This window comes from Pseudomonas sp. 7-41 (assembly GCF_021233075.1).
GTDB lineage: Bacteria > Pseudomonadota > Gammaproteobacteria > Pseudomonadales > Pseudomonadaceae > Aquipseudomonas > Aquipseudomonas veronii.
Genome location: NZ_CP089551.1, coordinates 1,035,062 through 1,051,437, shown reverse-complemented (window position 1 = coordinate 1,051,437; position 16,376 = coordinate 1,035,062). Strand labels below are relative to the sequence as shown.

Genomic DNA, 16,376 nt, shown 5'->3' with positions numbered 1-16,376 from the left:
GTAAAAGGCCAGCAGGGTGGATCGCTTTAATTTGAAGGATGTTTCCTAGACAATCCCCGGCGCCTTGTGCCTGTGGAAACCGCTGGCTAGTCTTCGATCCGTCACTGGAATCAGTGATCGGGTTTAGCAGCCCGTTTCAATAGACGCATGGTTCATGTCACCGCTTATGGTGGCTGTGCGTGGGGCGCCTTCGGGTGCGCTGGTTTTCCTATTGACCGGTCTGCTAACCCGCGTACAGCTACCACCCCTCGTTTAGCAGCGTGGGGGGGCGCTCTCTCGTTCAATAGGAGCTACACCATGACCAAAGCACTCCCCGATCCGCCTAGCGACTGCCTCGCCGTCAACGAACACCTCAGCTTCGAAGACGCCCAGCTCTACATCGCCCACCTGATCCACAGCGCCTCGGCCACCGTGCTGGACTGCGGCGACCACCTGCCCCCCCACGACCGCGCCAAGATCCACGCCGTGTGGCACCTGCTGGAAATGGCCAAGACCGTGATCGACCGCTCCATCGACTGCATGCCCCGCACGTCCTGACAGCCAACGCCGATCAAATGTGGGAGACCGGGGCGTGCCAAAAAGACCTGCAAATCCCCCTGCCACCCGTCGGCCCAGCCAGGGCTTTTCGTTAAACAATTGAAAGCGTAGATAAAAATTCAATAAAAACGCTTGACGCTTTGTCGTTCTCCGCGAATAATGCGCGCCACTTGGCTACATAGCTCAGTTGGTTAGAGCATAGCATTCATAATGCTGGGGTCCGGGGTTCAAGTCCCTGTGTAGCCACCAAGTACCGATCCATAGATGTCTACAGCAGTCTATGAATCACCTCAAGAAGCCCGCCTCGTGCGGGCTTTCTTGTTTCTGGCTGTCTCTCCTTGTATCGCCCCTATACCGTCCTCCGTGTATCCTCTGTGCTTCCTCGACAAATAATTGAACCGAGGGGATTGCGCCAGTTGGCAGCCTCTACCCGCCGAATCGCTGCCCCACCACCTCAACGATAAACCCCATCACCTCACGCAAAAGCGGTGAATGCCTCAAATCGGCATGCACAACCAGCCAAATCTCACGGCAGAACCCCTCTCCCTCGAAGGGTAACCTGCGCAACTGTGGATCAGCATCGCCGATGAAGGTAGGTAACCCAGCAACGCCCACGCCTGCGAGTGCGGCAGCATGTTGGGTGGTGATATCGCTAACTTCACAGACAATGCTTCGTCCCTGAGCAAAATTCACCAGCCATTTCTGATGCGGCATGTCGGCTAGTTGCTCCTCATAGGCAATGAACTCCCATTGATCAGGTGATGCCAAGTGGGCATAGTCAAGGCTTGCGTAGAGTGCAAATGGCATGCTGCCCAATTTCCGCGTAACGCTGTCGTACTCAGTAGGTCGATACAAACGTAGGGCGATATCGGCTTCACGACGCCCGAGCGATACGCTTTGCGCCTGGCTGGCGATGGCCAGTTGGACCTGCGGATAACGCTCTCGGAATTGCCCCAAAGTGGCCATGAGGAAGTTGGTGGCCAGTACCGGTGGTGCGCTTAGGGTAACCCGCCCAGTCGTAGGGGTTTGCTCGGCTCGAACGGCCCGCTCGATCGCAAAAGCGCTACTTTCTATTTCCATGGATATCCGCAATACCTGTGCCCCTATCTCGGTCAACTGGCATGAGCGAGGGAGGCGATCGACAAGGCGCACACCCAGGTCTCTCTCCAATGCGCCCAAACGACGGCTGACAGTCGCATGATCAACCTTCAGCATGCGCCCGGCCCCCGATAAACTGCCGGCTTGGGCGATGGCCAAAAAGACGCGGAGACTCTCCCAGTCGAACATCGGTGCGTTTTCTCCAGGCAGCTGTGCGGACTTACTGAATTTTCGCACAGATTGTGATCCCATATCCTGTGGCTTTCCTAACGAAGGCCTACCTCATGCCTGCTTCTCTTCACGTGTCTCCAAGGCTTGTCCTGCTCGCTACATGCCTGGGATTTTTCGTGGTGCTCATGGATGTCAGTGTCGTCAATGTCGCGCTGCAAGCCCTGCATCTGGGCATAAAGGCCGATATCACTGATCTACAGTGGCTGGTCAATGCCTATGCCTTGGTGTTTGCCTCCCTCCTGCTGTTGGCAGGCACGCTTGGCGATCGGCTGGGAGCCAAACGCGTGTTCATGCTCGGGTATGGCGTTTTTTCACTGGCCTCGCTCGGTTGTGGCTTTGCCTCTAGCGTCGCATCGTTGATCGGCTGGCGCCTGATTCAAGGACTGGGTGCGGCCTTGATGGTACCCACTTCATTGTCGTTGCTTCGGGAGGTATTCCATGCGGAATCCGCGCGAAACCGAGCGGTGGGCTGGTGGGGTGCAGGCGGCGGTATTGCGCTGGCGGCGGGCCCGGTTATCGGTGGCTTGTTCATAACTGCTTTTGGCTGGCGCAGCTTGTTTCTCATCAACGCGCCAATCGGCCTCATCGGTCTTTGGCTAACCGCCAGACATGCGCCCACATCTCCGGTTCAGCCTGATCGCAGCTTAGATATGCCTGGGCAGATCGTTGCCATGCTGACTTTGGCCAGCTTCACATTCGCCCTGACCCAGGCAAGCCAACTGGGCTGGTCGAACCCTGAAATCCTCGGAGCGGTACTGGCGTGTGTATTGCTGGGCGCGGCTTTTCTGTGGATACAAACGCACACTGCGCAGCCAATGTTGCCTCTGACGCTTTTCCGTGACCGGCAACTATGTAGCGCGACCCTCATCGGCTTGCTGGCGAACCTTGTGTTCTACGGCGTGGTTTTCGCCATGAGCCTATTTTTCCAGACGATCGAACACTTCTCTCCCATCCATGCGGGGGTCGCTTTCCTGCCGATGATGGCAACGCTGATGGCCATGAACATTCTGGCTGGCAGGCTGATCGGCCAAATTGAGCACCGAACATTGGCCACCGGCGGCCTGCTGCTCTCGGCCTTGGGCTATCTGCTGATGGCTCCAGCCTTGGCCACCCATGCCTATGGCTGGTTGGTGGTACCGATGCTACTGGCCGGCAGCGGTATCGCTTTGACTATTCCTACCATTACCAGCGCGACCTTGGCTGTGGTGCCAAGCAACCAGGCAGGTGTTGCCTCCGCGCTACTGAACGCAGCTCGACAAGTAGGCGGCATCATAGGGGTAGCGGTGTTCGGTTTCATGATCAGCGACAATGCAGAACAGCAGTTCCTACGGGGATTGGATCATGCGTTGATGATTTCGGCGCTGTTGTTGTTACTGGCTTCAGGCGTGGCATTCACCGGACTGCGGCCAACTCAAGCCATGGCCTTTGCGCTGCCCCAGAGCCCTCGTGAGCAATAGCGCGGAAGCCCGGCCAGTGAGTGAGGGCAGACCGCTCGGCTGGATCGAGATGGCATTGCGCTGACGGAACGTCCACTTTCAGCCAAAAGCGAACGGAGGCTAAGGGCCGAAAGCGGTCAGTCATAAGCGGCTACGTCCGGCCAGGAGCGAACATCGAGTGCCTGCGAATTCAGGGCCGACTCACTCTGCACCAGACTGTAGCGCCCAAATACCCCCCCGCTGTATCTGCTTCTACCTGAACATTGCCGGTTAGCATGGCTCCTCATCCAAGGAGGTATTGCGCGATGCCAGACGCTACTAATCTCTACCTGTTCATTGTTGCCGCCTTGCTGCTGCTTATTGTGCCGGGCCCTAACATGGCAATCGTCACCAGCCACGCAGTCACCCACGGCTGGCGAGCCGGCCTCGCGGCAGCACTCGGAATAACCCTGGCCGATTTGCTGATGACCGTCCTGGTTAGCGCGGGTCTAGGGGCGTTGGTGATGAGTTGGGCACCGGCGTTCGACTTGCTGCGGTGGGCAGGCGCTTGTTATCTGATGTGGCTGGCTTGGCAAGCATTGAAGGCTCCCCCTTCGGATACTGACACTCAACCTACACAGGCTTCATTGCGGAAAATCTTTACCCGAGCCACGCTCAATAGCCTGTTAAACCCAAAAGCGCTGTTGTTCTTCATGGTATTCCTACCGCAATTCGTCTCCGTAGGCAGCAGCAGCGTCACGTTGCAATTGATGTTCTTGGGTGTGCTGCTTGCGCTGATCGCCTTGGTGTTTCATTCCCTGCTCGGATTTTGCGCCGGACGGCTTCATGCGCGCCTGCGCAAAGGCTTGGTCTCCAAACGCCTAGGCGCTTATGGCTTCGCTGCGGTAATGGCGGCTCTGGCAGCACGCTTGGTCTTTCTAAACCGACCGGTTTAAAGACCCCAAGTCCGTCCGACGTCACATGTTTCAACATCGCGCCAGGCCCGCGCACATCGATCCGATGTCAGGTTTTGACCGGTCGCTAGCGCTGCCAAAAAGCAGAAATCGGCCCGAAGCAGCCGGTCGCGGCAGCTTGAATAAAGCAGCAAGAATCGGATAGTAAGTACTGTACGACTTCCAGTCTGATAGGACTCCAAACCAATAGGAGTTCGACCATGGCGTTCCGTATAACTGGCCTTTCCCCCGAACCATTCCAGTCACTGTTTGGATTGCCCGACCAAGAGCTGGCATCTCTTGGGATGAAGCGTTATATCGTCGACAGCAACCCAGGGTTTCCTGACCGTATCGAAATGAAAGATGCGGAGCTAGGTCAGAGCGTGCTTTTACTCAACCATGTCTGTCAGCCAGCCAAAACGCCATACCGCGCCTCACACGCGATCTTCATACGGGAGTGGGCCACGCAAGCTTATGACGCAGTCGATCAGGTACCTGAGTCTATGCGAATCCGCCTGCTATCACTTCGCGCGTTCACTGATGATGGGATGATGCTCGACGCCGACGTAGCGGATGGAATAGCAATAGAACCTGTAGTCACTCGGATGTTTGCCAATCCAGAGGTTAGTTACATTCACGTTCACAATGCCAAGCAGGGTTGCTACTCCGGGCGAATAGATCGGGCGTAGTCAACACAGGTCTTGGTGGCTCGTCCTTCTGTCGACTCTGCCGGTAACCGACTGGCCGGTATTGGTCGATAGCGGGCTATCACCCGAATGATCTCCAGGAGTCACTCGCTGACTCCAGAGATCACACGCCACTGAGCATCAACCGGCAGACATCAGCTTGCTTAGGCCACACTGCTGGGTACGTTCGTACCCATACCTTCAGGTAAATAGTGGCTTATTTCTTCTATTTCAGCCTGGCCAAGACGAACGCTGATGGCATTGATCAATCCATTCACCTGTTCAGGCCGGCGTGCGCCTACTATCGCGCCGGAGACTGCCGAATCACGCAGCACCCAAGCGATGGCGATGGCCGCCGCACTGACCCCATGCCTGGCACCAATGTTTGCCATCACTTCTACCAAAGCGAGATTCTTGCTGAGGCGAGGTTCCTGGAAGTCGGCGCTGCGCGATTTTCGCCAGTCGTCGTCGGGCAGCTGTGCAATCCGCTCGCGGGTCATGCTTCCCGTCAGTAGGCCAGATTGTAAAGTCGAGTAGGCAATCACGCCGACCTGCGCCGTTGCGCAATAAGGCAGAATATGGTCCTCGATATCACGCATCAAAGCTGAATACGGCGGTTGAAGGGAGGCGATATCGGTGACCGAGCGGGCTCGCTCAAGCTGGGGAACATCGAAGTTTGACACGCCAATTGCCCTTATCTTGCCCTGCGCCTTGGCTTGGGCCAGAGTCGCCAAAGCCTCCTCGATGCCTTCGCTGGTCCCATCTGCCGGGAACGCTGGCCAGTGAATCTGATAGAGGTCGATGACATCGACCTGCAAGCGACGCAGGCTGTCCTCGATCTCTTTCATCAGTGACTGGGGGGCGAGCGAATGAGAAATCTCACGGGTCTCGGGATCCCACACCAGACTGCCTTTGGTGAATACCAATGGACGACGCGAAGCCGGCACCTGACGCAGCAATTGCCCCGTCAACCGTTCGGCATGGCCGAGTCCATAGACCCCCGCTGTGTCGATCCAGTTGACGCCGCGCTCGACCGCGTACTCCAATGCCGCCAGGCTATCTCGGTCATCTTGTGCCCCCCAGCTGAACTCCCACCCTTGCCCCGCAATGGCCCAAGTGCCCATGCCAATTGGCGAAATCAACAACTCGGACGTACCCAGTCGATTCTTTTGCATAAACACCTCACATCGATTGATGCGCAAAGTATCCATGGGGAGGTTACCGACGATAAGATAGCCAATCGTGTTTGAACTACTGAACCCTATTCATGAAAACCCCATGCGATCTTTCCGAACTCGACGCCTTCGCCGCAGTGGCTCGCCATCACAGCTTTCGCAAAGCGGCCGACGAGCGAGGGGTGTCTGCATCGGCCCTGAGTCACGCCATGCGTGCCTTGGAAGGCAGGTTGGGGGTCAGGCTGCTCAACCGTACCACTCGCAGCGTGACGCCCACCGAAGCAGGCAATCAACTGCTCGCTACGCTGGTTCCAGCGTTGGCGGAGATCGCCAAAGGGCTGCATGAACTGACCTTCAAACAAGAAGTTCCCACCGGTACGCTGCGATTGAACGTATCGCGACCCGCAGCCCACCTCGTCATTGCGCCACTGCTGGCGCCATTCACTGCCGCCTACCCACGTGTCAACGTGGAGCTGGTGGCTGACGATGGATTGAGCGACATCATCGACAAAGGCTTCGATGCAGGCGTGCGCTTCGGCGAAAGCCTTGCCGGTGACATGATCGCCGTCCCGGTGGGCTCACCGCAGGGATTTGTCACCGTTGCTGCCCCCGGTTACCTCAGGAGGCACGGGACACCGGACACGCCACAAAGGCTGCTTGAACACGCCTGCATTGGCAGACGCTTCCCAAGCGGCAAACTGTACAAGTGGGAATATCGTGCCGAGGGCCAGCCCATGCGCCTGGCTGTGGCAGGACCGTTGATACTGGAAGATGACACCTTGATGATCCAAGCCGCGAAGGACGGTGCCGGGATCGCGTATGTGTATGAGGAGATGGCCAGGGACTACATGGCTCAGGGGCAATTGGAGGAAATTCTTGAAGATTGGAAAGCCCTGCCAAGCAGGTTTTTTATCTATTACTCCAGCCGGCGTCACGTACCGCCAGCGCTACAGGCGCTGATCGAATTTGTGCGTGAAACGCAGCACCCATGAAAAACCGAAGGCAGTTCATGTGGGCGCCGTCTGGAAGCATGGGGTTGTGAACAGGGTGTTCTGATCATTTGTTATAGAGAGGCAGCTTCTGGCTGATTTCTATCTGTCGCCAGCGGCAGTTATGGGTCGAAAGTGGCCACGACGCGTCAGGCCTGCGATGCCGGAATCAGCCCCGCTTCCCGGTAGCTGAGGATAAGATCGTCGAATAGGCCAATATCGAGCCGAGTCCGGGCAATCAATTGAGCGCCGGCAACGGAGGTGTAAATGGCGCGGGCACGTCGTTCACAACTTTCTGCGCTGCCCATTCCTGCGTCAGCCAGCACCTGTGTCAACCACGTCACATTGATGTCTGCAAACGCCTTGACCTCGCGCCTGACCTCCTCGGGCAAGTCTTCGTATTCCGCTGCCATGAAGCTGGACAGACAAAGCCTGTTGCCGTCTTCCAGCGATGTTCGAAAGATCGACGGGTAGATTTCCAGGCAACGAATCGGATCTGGGTTCGACTCACGAATCGCTTGCAAAACGCTGGCGGTGTCTTGCCAGTAGCGTGCAGCAACTGCGACGCCAAGGTCGGCCTTGCTCGAGAAGTGGTAATAGATGCTCGCGTTTTTGATCCCCACCGCTGCACCGATACTTCGAAAATTTATGCCGTTGTATCCATGCCTCTGCACCGCCGTTTTCGCAGCCGCCAAGATGGCTTCCCGCGCGTTTTCGCTCACGTTTGTGTCCTCAGGTCATCCAATGAGGTGAATTCTACTCGCTGCCTCGAATACCTGCCAACTGGAAGGTAGGGGTTGACGGCGCAAAAACAAGCGCCCAATCTTTACCTACCAACTGACAGGTAGATAGGTGAATACCATGAACTCTTCAGAACCGCAGTTAGACGTATCCATGCTCCCTTTGATGAAAATCCACGACTGGTTCGATGGCCCCTACCCCGCTCGTGTGCGCATCGCATTGGCAGAAAAAGGCATGCTTTCCCGAATCGAATTTGTATCGGTCAACCTATGGAAAGGCGAACACAAGAAACCTGAGTTTCTGGCCATCAATTACTCCGGAACGCTCCCCGTGTTGGAGTTGAAGGACGGTACGCTCATTGCCGAATGCACGGCCATTACTCAGTACCTGGACGTGCTGGATGGTAGCCCCATCCTTACCGGGCAAACGCCTGTAGAGAAAGGCCTCATCCACATGATGACCAAGCGTGCTGAAATCGAGTTTCTCGATGCGGTCAGCGTGTACTTCCATCACGCTACCCCGGGCCTTGGGCCGCAGGTCGAGCTTTCTCAAAACGCCGAATGGGGCGGTCGCATGCGCGACAAAGCGGTCAGGGGCATGCACTATTTCGATAGCCTTCTCAAACATCAGTCTTTCATTGCCGGTGAGACGTTTTCGATGGCCGACATTGCGGTTCTGGGAGGCATGATTTTCGCCTCGCTGGTCAAACTCCACGTGCCTGATGAATGTGAAGCGTTGCGGGAATGGCATGCCAGGATGCAAGAAAGACCGAGCGTGCAGGAATGGCGAGCGATGGTTGAGCATGGCGCGCCGCAAAGTTGAGGGGGGGCGCGCACCTGCCATCCCTGACCCGGATGGCGGATGCAGTTCAGCAGCAACTGATAAGCCGCTTTGGCTACCATTTTGAATGGTTGGGTGACTGGCAGCTATCGACCCTTAGTGGACGTTGTCACTGCACCCAGCGTCTAGTAAAAAGGTCATCTCCAGTTCAAGGCACTGAAACGAATTTATGACTACTGACTATGGTCAACGCGTTTGTAATAGATGCGGCGAATCAATTACTGCTTACTGTCCATCAATTGAAACGCTAGCGATCATCGGGGTTTTCCACGAGAAGGGTGATCAGGCAGTAGTAGATGAGATAGTCCGCCGAGAAAATACTGATCCGGATGTCGTCTGGGAATATTTCCGCCATCGGATGAGGCCTCTGTGCGAGCAAAAAATTGCCCGCTGCTCATTTTGCGGAGGGCAGTTGAGGACTTGGCGTGCGCGTCAATGCATGCACTGTTTTAGGGACTGGCACTGACGCACAGTGATTATCGAGCTGAATTTTCAGATTCTTAGCCGCATTCTGACGATTTCTGAATGACCGCTCCTGGCCGATCGCTGCCTTTCGCGAAGAGCAACTTAGGGTCGATTTTAGCCGGTCACAGAAGGCAGAAATGGGCTATCAGCGACATTACCGTGTCGATCTTTTAGCTTGCTGAAACGTTTCATCACGTTTATAAAAATGGCACAACTCCAAGAAAGGCTGCCGCCATGACCCCGCTCAAACTTTTTGTTGCCATCAGCGCACTGTCCGCTGCCTCCCACGCCATGGCCTGGGATTACGTTCTGCTCGACACTGACAAAGCCGCCCAGAGCTGGCAGATCACCAGTCAGCAACTCGGAATAAAAACCGACAAACCCTTCAGCGTTACCTTGCGCACCTTGCACGGCGGTCGGCAGGAGGGCGTCAGCATCGTCGACATCGATAACGGCACGATGAAACTCTCGGTAGTGCCGACTCGCGGAATGAACGTCTTGCAGGCCTCGGTTGGCAATGTACGCATGGGCTGGGATTCGCCGGTCAAGGAAGTGGTCAATCCGTCTTTCATCGAACTCAATGGCCGCGGTGGTCTGGGCTGGTTGGAAGGTTTCAATGAGCTGGTCACCCGCTGCGGATACGAATGGGTCGGCCACCCCGGCGTCGACAACGGCGAACTGCTGACCCTGCACGGTCGGGCCGCCAACATTCCTGCGAATAAAGTCACGCTGCATATCGATGAAAAACCACCGTACGCCATCACCCTGCGCGGCGAGCTGAAAGAGCAGGCGTTCAAGAAGGTCGATTTCTCGGTCGCGACCGAACTGGTCACCGAACCCGGCAGCGTCGTGTTCGCCCTCAACGACACCCTGACCAACAACGGCGACTATCCGAAGGAATACCAGGCGCTGTATCACAGCAATTTCAGCACCCCGTTCCTGGAGCAGGGCGCTCGTTTCGCCGCGCCGGTGAAACAGGTGTCGCCGTTCAACGACAAGGCCAAGGACGATCTCCCCGACTGGCAAACCTACCGCGCACCGACCAGAGACTACGACGAAACGGTGTACAACGTGGTGCCGTATGCCGATGCCAAGGGCGATACGTTGACCGTGTTGCACAACAAGGCCGGCAGCCTGGGCGTTTCGGTCGGCTTCAATACTCAGACACTGCCCGTGTTTTCCCTGTGGAAAAACACCGACACCCAAGGCCAGGGCTATGTCACGGGGCTGGAGCCGGGGACAAGTTTTTCCTACAACCGCCGTTATCAGCGGCCACTGAATCTGGTACCGACAATTGGGCCCAAGGAACACAAGCAGTTCCGCATCAGCTATAGCTTGTTGGCGGATAAGGCGGCGGTGGATAGAGCCTTGAAGCAGGTTAGCGAGATTCAGGATGGGCGGGAGACTGAGGTGCGGCAGACGCCGTTGGTTGATCTTACCAAGGGGTGACACGGGCTGGAGCATTGTCGGCCGATATTGCAGCCCCTCGGCCATGTGTTCGCGTCTGAGCCCGTCGGCTTGTTCAAGGTCCACCAGCCAGCGCGCGACCTTGAGCGGCGATGGGCTGCTCGCAACGATTCGGTCACTGTCTGCGGTTGGCCGAGAGCTGACGCTTAGTGAAGATGGAAGAGCTTTAAGATCAGGCCCGAAGCTTTCTCACCGTCGGCCTCGTAGAGGCCGCGCAATGAAGCTTGATCGGTGAGTTTGTGCAGGTTGAAATGGTTATAGAACGCTTGGCCCAATCGCTGATGCTCGAAGCTCCCTATGGCCCACAGCCGGATGAACTCCTCATAGGCGGCGCGTTCGATCTGCAACGACAAATTGCTTTCCATCTTCAGGCAGCCACATTAAAGGGACTTAAGCGTACAAACGGTCTGTCAATCCTTCAAGCTCGACCCTTTCACACGGACAGGCGCCTTTCAGCCAGGAGCGGACGTCCAGCCCACCACTTTTCTTCAGGCAGAAGCTGCAAACAGGAAGGCAATCTTGAAAAGGATTTAAACTCGCCTGGTGGTGTCCCAGACGTCAACATACGGAAATAGATTAGTGCAGATTCATATTATCTACACCCGAACAGTCATGTTGCTCTCCAAGCATCCTTACCAATCATGGAGAGAAATTCAAAATCAGTACTCTGACTACATGGCTTCGCTCGGCCCTTGGGAAGAAGATACGGTCATCGAATACCTTGCAGATGAATACCCAGAACTTTCCCCGCATCCGCAAGAGCAAGTCAATGCGTTCATAGCGGATACTCAAGAGGCAAGAGTACTTACTTTTGCCGCGTAAATCGTCTTAGCGAGCATTCTCAGAATGCTCGCCCTCGACGTCCGCTTTGGGTCGATTTCTACCGTCGCGACCGACAGAAGTTAGCCATCAATCGCCAGTGACTGACCCAGAACCTAGACAGCCATGCACTGACCCGCCGAGGAGCGGGCGCAAGGTCATCGCCAGCCGTTTCGGCATTGAGGTTGCCATGCCTGCAATCTCGAGAACCTTGTATTCCGCGGTTTCGCCAAGCCGTCCCAAGGCGATTTGAGGCTGCTGTCGCGGCAGTTATTTCGAATGGCTCTACTGCTAATAGCGTAATGGCAAGTTGCCTTTATTTGCTTTGTCTATCCTCCCACTCGCCTGACCGAGATGCTTTGCCAAGGTCCTCGCGACCACAAGGCTCAAGGTGGTTCGGCACCACGCCTGCAGGTAAGCGTGTGGGGTCGACATAGGGCACGCCCGACGCTTGCGTCGAAACCTTACAAGGAGTTCTCTCATGGCAATTCCTACCACCAGTTGTGACGTCCAGGTGCAAATCTGGGTCGACGACAATGCAGTGACCAATGGCTCCACCGCTGGGGTCTATCTGGTCGATAACCGTATCTCTGCTGGCACCACCCACGAAGGCACCGCCAACCTGAATACTGCTGCGTCCAAAGGCAGCAATGTCTGCTGGCAAGTGTTCCTGATCAATCCCAAGTCGACCTCGCAGGTCTCCATTGCCGCCTTCGGTAACTCGAGCGCCTGGGGCTTTAGTGGCCAGCCGCAAACCGCTTCGGATAACGCGAGCGCGTACACCGGCACCGTGCAGAACGCAGGTACTGCGTCCTACCCGGTATCCCTCAACGTACAGGTGGCGGGCGGCTCCGGTATCACCGTGAAGCTCAACCCCAGCGTGACTGTCTCTGCCTAAGGAAGGAGCACGACAATGAGTGGCCAAAAAAGTACTGCCCAGGTGTGGACGGCTGATTCGCAGGTGCTTGCCGGCATCGCCAATCCGCAAACCGCAATCACCATTGCCATCGATACCGCATATGTACTCGGCACTGGTGGCGGGAACATTTCCACCGGTGTGTACATGTTCGACAATCGTCTGAGCAATGACAGCAGCGGCGAAGGAACGCTGGAACTGCGCACCCACTGCAACATCGGGGACTACCTCGGCTTCGAGGTGGTTCCGATCGATCCGAACGCTGGCGACACGGTGTCCATCACCGGCTTCCAAATTTCCCAGGGCAGTGTGTTCGGCAGCGATGGCTACCCGATGCAAGTCGGTGCCGCGGGTAACTATTGGGTGGGCCTGGCTCGCAACGCATCGTCTCAGACCACCTACCAGATCCAGGTCAAGGTGACCTCTGGAGGGCTTCGGCCATCGACACGTTTCATCCAATGGGACCCCTACATTGGTACGAACTGATTAGCTGAACCCGCGGAAGGAGCGTGGCTCCTTCCGTCCCCTTCCCCTAATAGCCCCTAGTTCCCAGACACCTTTGAATGACGTCTTTTGGCGGTGGATTCAATCAGTTACGACAGGCAGAAAACAGCCAGAAACAGCCCTTCGACGGGGCTACAAAACCAGAGGGGGTTTACTCATAACCGAGATGCGCTCCAACCCCAACTTCAACAGTTCCTTACGTAGCTGCGCGCGCTCAAGCACAGCCATTCCGGCATGCCATTCGATCGACAGCAATTGGCTCAACTTTTGTTGACTGACCAAGGGCTCAGCCAGAAAGTAGCTTCTGCACTCGCGGATGCTGATGACGTTCAACAGCCAGTCGCCCCCCTGCGCCGCCAACCAGTGACCGATCGTTGAACGATGCGTTCGGATCAGCGCACTGGCATCCCACACCGCCATCTGCGCAAAAACCTGCGGCAGGTTGCTATCGGCTTTCAGCCGCTTCATATCCACCGCCAATGCGCCAATCAGGTCTGACTCGATAGTGGCTTGGCACTCGGCGAAATACCGCTCAGGCCAGTCCGCTTCCAGTTTCGCCCGCTGTGCGAGGACTTCATAAGCCCGAATATCCGATTGGGTGGTCAACTGCCCGGTGAAATTCAGGGTGTTGTCCAGAATCGCCGTGGCCAGCAACACCGCACTTTTTTTGCTGATCAGCGGCAACAGCTCTGCCGACTCCCAACGCTGAAAAATCAGAGTCGCCGCTGCGCCGATCGGCAGGATGTCCGCCGCAGATCCGAGCTTCTGCGCCCAATAGTTTTCAAAGCCTGGGTGATGGTCAATGACCTCCACCACCTGTTCAAGCACCACCGCCGGGTCGAAATGTTGGTAGTCGGAGACATCCACCAACACGAACTCATCACCCGCCCTCGGCAGATAATCGTCCAGAGAGGATTGCCATCCGAGCACGGTCTTGGAGATGCTGGCATTGAGCGGGGCGCTACTGACGGCCCGAGCATCAATGCCCTGGAGATTCAACAGCTCGGCGTACGCAATGCAACAGGCATACGCGTCGATGTCCAGGTAGGCCGAGCCTGAGGTCACCACCTTCATGACACGTGAGCCACAGCGTGAGTTGTCGAGACAGTCGAAGGCCGCTTCAGCGCTTGGGCGATCCTCTCCAGAATCCGCTCATACGCCAATTGACACGGTTCTTCGTCGATGGAAATGCGCAGCGTGGCCGCGGCTGTTTGCGACAAAATCTTCGTCAATACACTGGATGGGATTTTGCACCCGCCCCCACCACTCTCAGACTTATCCATGCGCTGACAAAACATCGACATTAAAATCAATTTTCCATATTTAAAACAGTGTATTAGCGCACTGAAACACTCGGTTGCGTCCTATTTTCCGGCGACCAAACTCGCATGGGTTCATTGCAAGAACATGACAAAATAAAGGCATTTTGAAGACCGGCGAATGTGAGTGCGTAATGCGGTATGAACCATTCACGGAGGGCTGCACACCGTTGAAGTCGTTGGGGACTATTCGCTCACCAAATCGATTACCGTCTTGCCCTTGCCGCGACCTTCCGCGACCTGGCGAAACGCTTCGTTGACTTCATTCAGTCCAAATGGCTGCTGATCTATCCGGATCGTCAGTTGCCCGGCATTTGCCAGCGCGGCGGCCTCGCGCAGGATAGCCCCGTGGTTTTCGCGCCCCTTGCCTGTGAGCAACGGCGTCAGAGTAAATACGCCCGAGTAGGTTGCGCTTTTAAACGACAGCGGCGCGAGGCTGTGCTGCCCCCAACCCAGGCAGCTCAGTACGTGCCCGGTATAAGGCTTCACTGCCTTGAACGCCGCATCCAGGGTGCTGCCTCCCACCGTGTCGTAGACGATGTCGAAACCTTCCCCCGCCGTATGCTGCTCGACATAGTCATCTACGCGCTGCGCACGGTAGTCAATAGCCGTTGCACCCAGTGAGCGAATGAAGTCGAGACTCGCCGCCGAACCGGTGGCATAGACTTCGGCACCGCGAGCCTTTGCCAGTTGCACAGCCACTTGGCCGACCCCGCCTGCGCCGCCATGAATCAGCACACGTTGACCCGCACGGACATTGGCGCGATCCACCAAGCCTTCCCACGCAGTAATGAATACCAAAGGCAATGCGGCCGCCTCACGCATGTCGAGTCTGTGCGGCTTTAACGCGATCAGACGTGCATCCACGGCAATGTACTCGGCCATAGTGCCCTGGGCGCCGCCGATCCCGCCGGCCATACCGAAGACTTCCTGGCCAGGGGTGAAGCCTTCAACCGCCTCGCCCAGTCCGATGACCGTTCCGGCTAGGTCCAGGCCGAGTACTGCCGGCAGCGCCTGACGGGCGTGGGCGCCTGCGCCGATCGCGATCTTGGTATCGAGAGGATTGACCCCCGCGGCGTGAACCCTGATCAGGACCTGCCCTTTACCTGGAACAGGGCGAGCGATGTGGCGGACGGTCAGAGGGACCTGGGCAGATTCGGCGATAGCGGCAAGCATGGTGTGATTCATGACGCAAACCCTATGATTGAATGGACGCTTACAGGTTGCCGCGCTTTCATTGTTCCGATAAGAAACTGAATTTGCATATGACTTATTCCACAAAGAGGCCTAATTGCCGATGGACCTGTTCGACAACATGCACATCTTTGTACGCGTCGTGGAGCGCGGGTCGTTTTCTGCGGTAGCTCGAGAGCTGAACATGGGGCAGCCGGCAGTGAGCAAGCAAGTCCGCGCACTGGAGCAGTATCTGGGCGGGCCATTGTTCGCCCGCAGCACCCGGCACCTGGCCCTGACCGACCAGGGCCAACGCTTCTACAGCCACTGCCAAGAAATTCTCGGCCACCTCGAAACCGCCACGCTTAGCTTTGCCTGCGGCCAGGAGCAGATCGCAGGTCCCCTGAGAGTAACGGCACCGGTCAGTTACGGGAGGTTGTGCATAGCGCCGCTGGTAGGGACTTTTCTGCAGCGCTATCCCGAGGTCCGGATTGACCTGCGGCTGAGCGATTACAATGAAGACCTGCTCAAGGAAAACATCGACCTTGCGATCCGGATCGGGGCGGTCAAGAGCGAGGGATTGGTGGCAATGTCTCTGGGTACCAGCACGCGGCGGGTTTATGCCGCGCCCGCCTATCTGGATCTACACGGTCTGCCACGCGAGCCCGATGACCTGACAGGCCACAACTGCATCGGTTTCACGTTGCTGGAGCACTATGACACCTGGCACTTCAAGCACGGTGCAGGAGAGTTCGATGTGGCTATCAAAGGCAACGTCACCAGCAACAGCAGCGATGCCATCCGTGAAATGGTCCTCTGCGGCCTGGGCATTTCTCTTTCTCCAGAATGGCTGTTCGCAGCTGACGTCGAACAAGGCAACGTTCGTAGTGTGCTCAACGATTATCAGAACACCGCGCTGCCTGTAAGCGCCGTGTTCAGTCGTGAGCGGCGACATTCAGCGCGGACGATGGCGTTCATCGATTTTCTCCGGGCACACCTGTGAGGGTCTCCACACTGAGCCCAGGACCATGATCATTCCTGCGATTGC

At 56.7% G+C, this 16,376-nt stretch carries 17 protein-coding genes and 1 tRNA gene; 12 read left to right on the top strand and 6 right to left on the bottom strand.

From position 1 onward, the window contains the following. Positions 1–297 precede the first annotated feature (297 nt). Positions 298–537 carry a hypothetical protein gene (locus LQ249_RS04545; protein ID WP_057005750.1) on the top strand — a complete coding sequence of 80 codons (240 nt, stop codon included), beginning with the start codon at positions 298–300 and terminating at the stop codon, positions 535–537. Between the two features lie 172 nt (positions 538–709). Further along, positions 710–786, top strand: a tRNA-Met gene (locus LQ249_RS04540). Between the two features lie 177 nt (positions 787–963). On the opposite strand, the gene LQ249_RS04535 is transcribed toward LQ249_RS04540, so the two are convergent. Continuing rightward, a complete protein-coding gene (locus LQ249_RS04535) occupies positions 964–1,824 on the bottom strand; it encodes a LysR family transcriptional regulator (protein WP_057005751.1) in 861 nt (286 codons plus the stop codon). A gap of 95 nt (positions 1,825–1,919) precedes the next feature. Here LQ249_RS04535 and LQ249_RS04530 point away from each other — a divergent pair, with 95 nt between their 5' ends. The 3 genes from LQ249_RS04530 to LQ249_RS04520 all read left to right on the top strand — a co-directional run bounded on the left by LQ249_RS04530 (position 1,920) and on the right by LQ249_RS04520 (position 4,923). Then, on the top strand, positions 1,920–3,323 hold the full coding sequence (locus tag LQ249_RS04530; RefSeq protein ID WP_232566223.1) for an MFS transporter: 1,404 nt from the start codon (positions 1,920–1,922) through the stop codon (positions 3,321–3,323). A 284-nt stretch (positions 3,324–3,607) separates the two neighbouring features. Beyond that, positions 3,608–4,237 carry a LysE family translocator gene (locus LQ249_RS04525; RefSeq protein ID WP_232566222.1) on the top strand — a complete coding sequence of 210 codons (630 nt, stop codon included), beginning with the start codon at positions 3,608–3,610 and terminating at the stop codon, positions 4,235–4,237. A gap of 218 nt (positions 4,238–4,455) precedes the next feature. Beyond that, positions 4,456–4,923: a DUF1203 domain-containing protein gene (locus tag LQ249_RS04520; protein WP_057005668.1), complete on the top strand. Its 468-nt coding sequence runs from the start codon at positions 4,456–4,458 to the stop codon at positions 4,921–4,923. Between the two features lie 161 nt (positions 4,924–5,084). Here LQ249_RS04520 and LQ249_RS04515 read toward each other — a convergent pair whose 3' ends face one another. Beyond that, a complete protein-coding gene (locus tag LQ249_RS04515) occupies positions 5,085–6,095 on the bottom strand; it encodes an aldo/keto reductase (RefSeq protein ID WP_332840623.1) in 1,011 nt (336 codons plus the stop codon). 92 nt (positions 6,096–6,187) lie between these two features. On the opposite strand from LQ249_RS04515, the gene LQ249_RS04510 reads away from it, so the two are divergent. Further along, a complete protein-coding gene (locus LQ249_RS04510; RefSeq protein WP_079442794.1) occupies positions 6,188–7,087 on the top strand; it encodes a LysR family transcriptional regulator in 900 nt (299 codons plus the stop codon). A 146-nt stretch (positions 7,088–7,233) separates the two neighbouring features. On the opposite strand, the gene LQ249_RS04505 is transcribed toward LQ249_RS04510, so the two are convergent. Further along, the gene (locus LQ249_RS04505; protein ID WP_057005665.1) at positions 7,234–7,806 is read right to left on the bottom strand and encodes a TetR/AcrR family transcriptional regulator; all 573 of its coding nucleotides are present in this window, start codon (positions 7,804–7,806) and stop codon (positions 7,234–7,236) included. Between the two features lie 184 nt (positions 7,807–7,990). On the opposite strand from LQ249_RS04505, the gene LQ249_RS04500 reads away from it, so the two are divergent. Continuing rightward, a complete protein-coding gene (locus tag LQ249_RS04500) occupies positions 7,991–8,647 on the top strand; it encodes a glutathione S-transferase (protein WP_390898338.1) in 657 nt (218 codons plus the stop codon). Positions 8,648–9,364: 717 nt separating this feature from the next. After that, entirely contained in the window at positions 9,365–10,579 is a 1,215-nt protein-coding gene (locus LQ249_RS04495; protein WP_057005660.1) for an aldose 1-epimerase family protein, read from the top strand. Positions 10,580–10,743: 164 nt separating this feature from the next. Here the strand turns inward: LQ249_RS04495 and LQ249_RS04490 are convergent, their stop codons facing one another. Beyond that, positions 10,744–10,962 (bottom strand): hypothetical protein, encoded by a 219-nt coding sequence (locus LQ249_RS04490; protein WP_169865217.1) that lies wholly within the window; start codon positions 10,960–10,962, stop codon positions 10,744–10,746. A gap of 214 nt (positions 10,963–11,176) precedes the next feature. Here LQ249_RS04490 and LQ249_RS04485 point away from each other — a divergent pair, with 214 nt between their 5' ends. From LQ249_RS04485 to LQ249_RS04475, 3 genes are all read left to right on the top strand, one after another. Next, positions 11,177–11,419, top strand: a complete 243-nt coding sequence (locus LQ249_RS04485) for a hypothetical protein (RefSeq protein ID WP_169865220.1) — start codon at positions 11,177–11,179, stop codon at positions 11,417–11,419. A 478-nt stretch (positions 11,420–11,897) separates the two neighbouring features. Next, a complete protein-coding gene (locus tag LQ249_RS04480) occupies positions 11,898–12,314 on the top strand; it encodes a hypothetical protein (RefSeq protein ID WP_017844470.1) in 417 nt (138 codons plus the stop codon). Between the two features lie 15 nt (positions 12,315–12,329). Next, on the top strand, positions 12,330–12,818 hold the full coding sequence (locus LQ249_RS04475; RefSeq protein WP_017844471.1) for a hypothetical protein: 489 nt from the start codon (positions 12,330–12,332) through the stop codon (positions 12,816–12,818). 150 nt (positions 12,819–12,968) lie between these two features. On the opposite strand, the gene LQ249_RS04470 is transcribed toward LQ249_RS04475, so the two are convergent. Beyond that, positions 12,969–13,910, bottom strand: coding sequence for a DHH family phosphoesterase (locus LQ249_RS04470; protein ID WP_232566219.1), 942 nt, complete (start codon positions 13,908–13,910; stop codon positions 12,969–12,971). Between the two features lie 431 nt (positions 13,911–14,341). Further along, the gene (locus LQ249_RS04465) at positions 14,342–15,343 is read right to left on the bottom strand and encodes a zinc-dependent alcohol dehydrogenase family protein (protein ID WP_232566218.1); all 1,002 of its coding nucleotides are present in this window, start codon (positions 15,341–15,343) and stop codon (positions 14,342–14,344) included. A 109-nt stretch (positions 15,344–15,452) separates the two neighbouring features. Here LQ249_RS04465 and LQ249_RS04460 point away from each other — a divergent pair, with 109 nt between their 5' ends. Continuing rightward, complete coding sequence (locus LQ249_RS04460) at positions 15,453–16,331, top strand: LysR family transcriptional regulator (RefSeq protein ID WP_232566217.1); 879 nt, start codon at positions 15,453–15,455, stop codon at positions 16,329–16,331. Positions 16,332–16,376 lie beyond the last annotated feature (45 nt).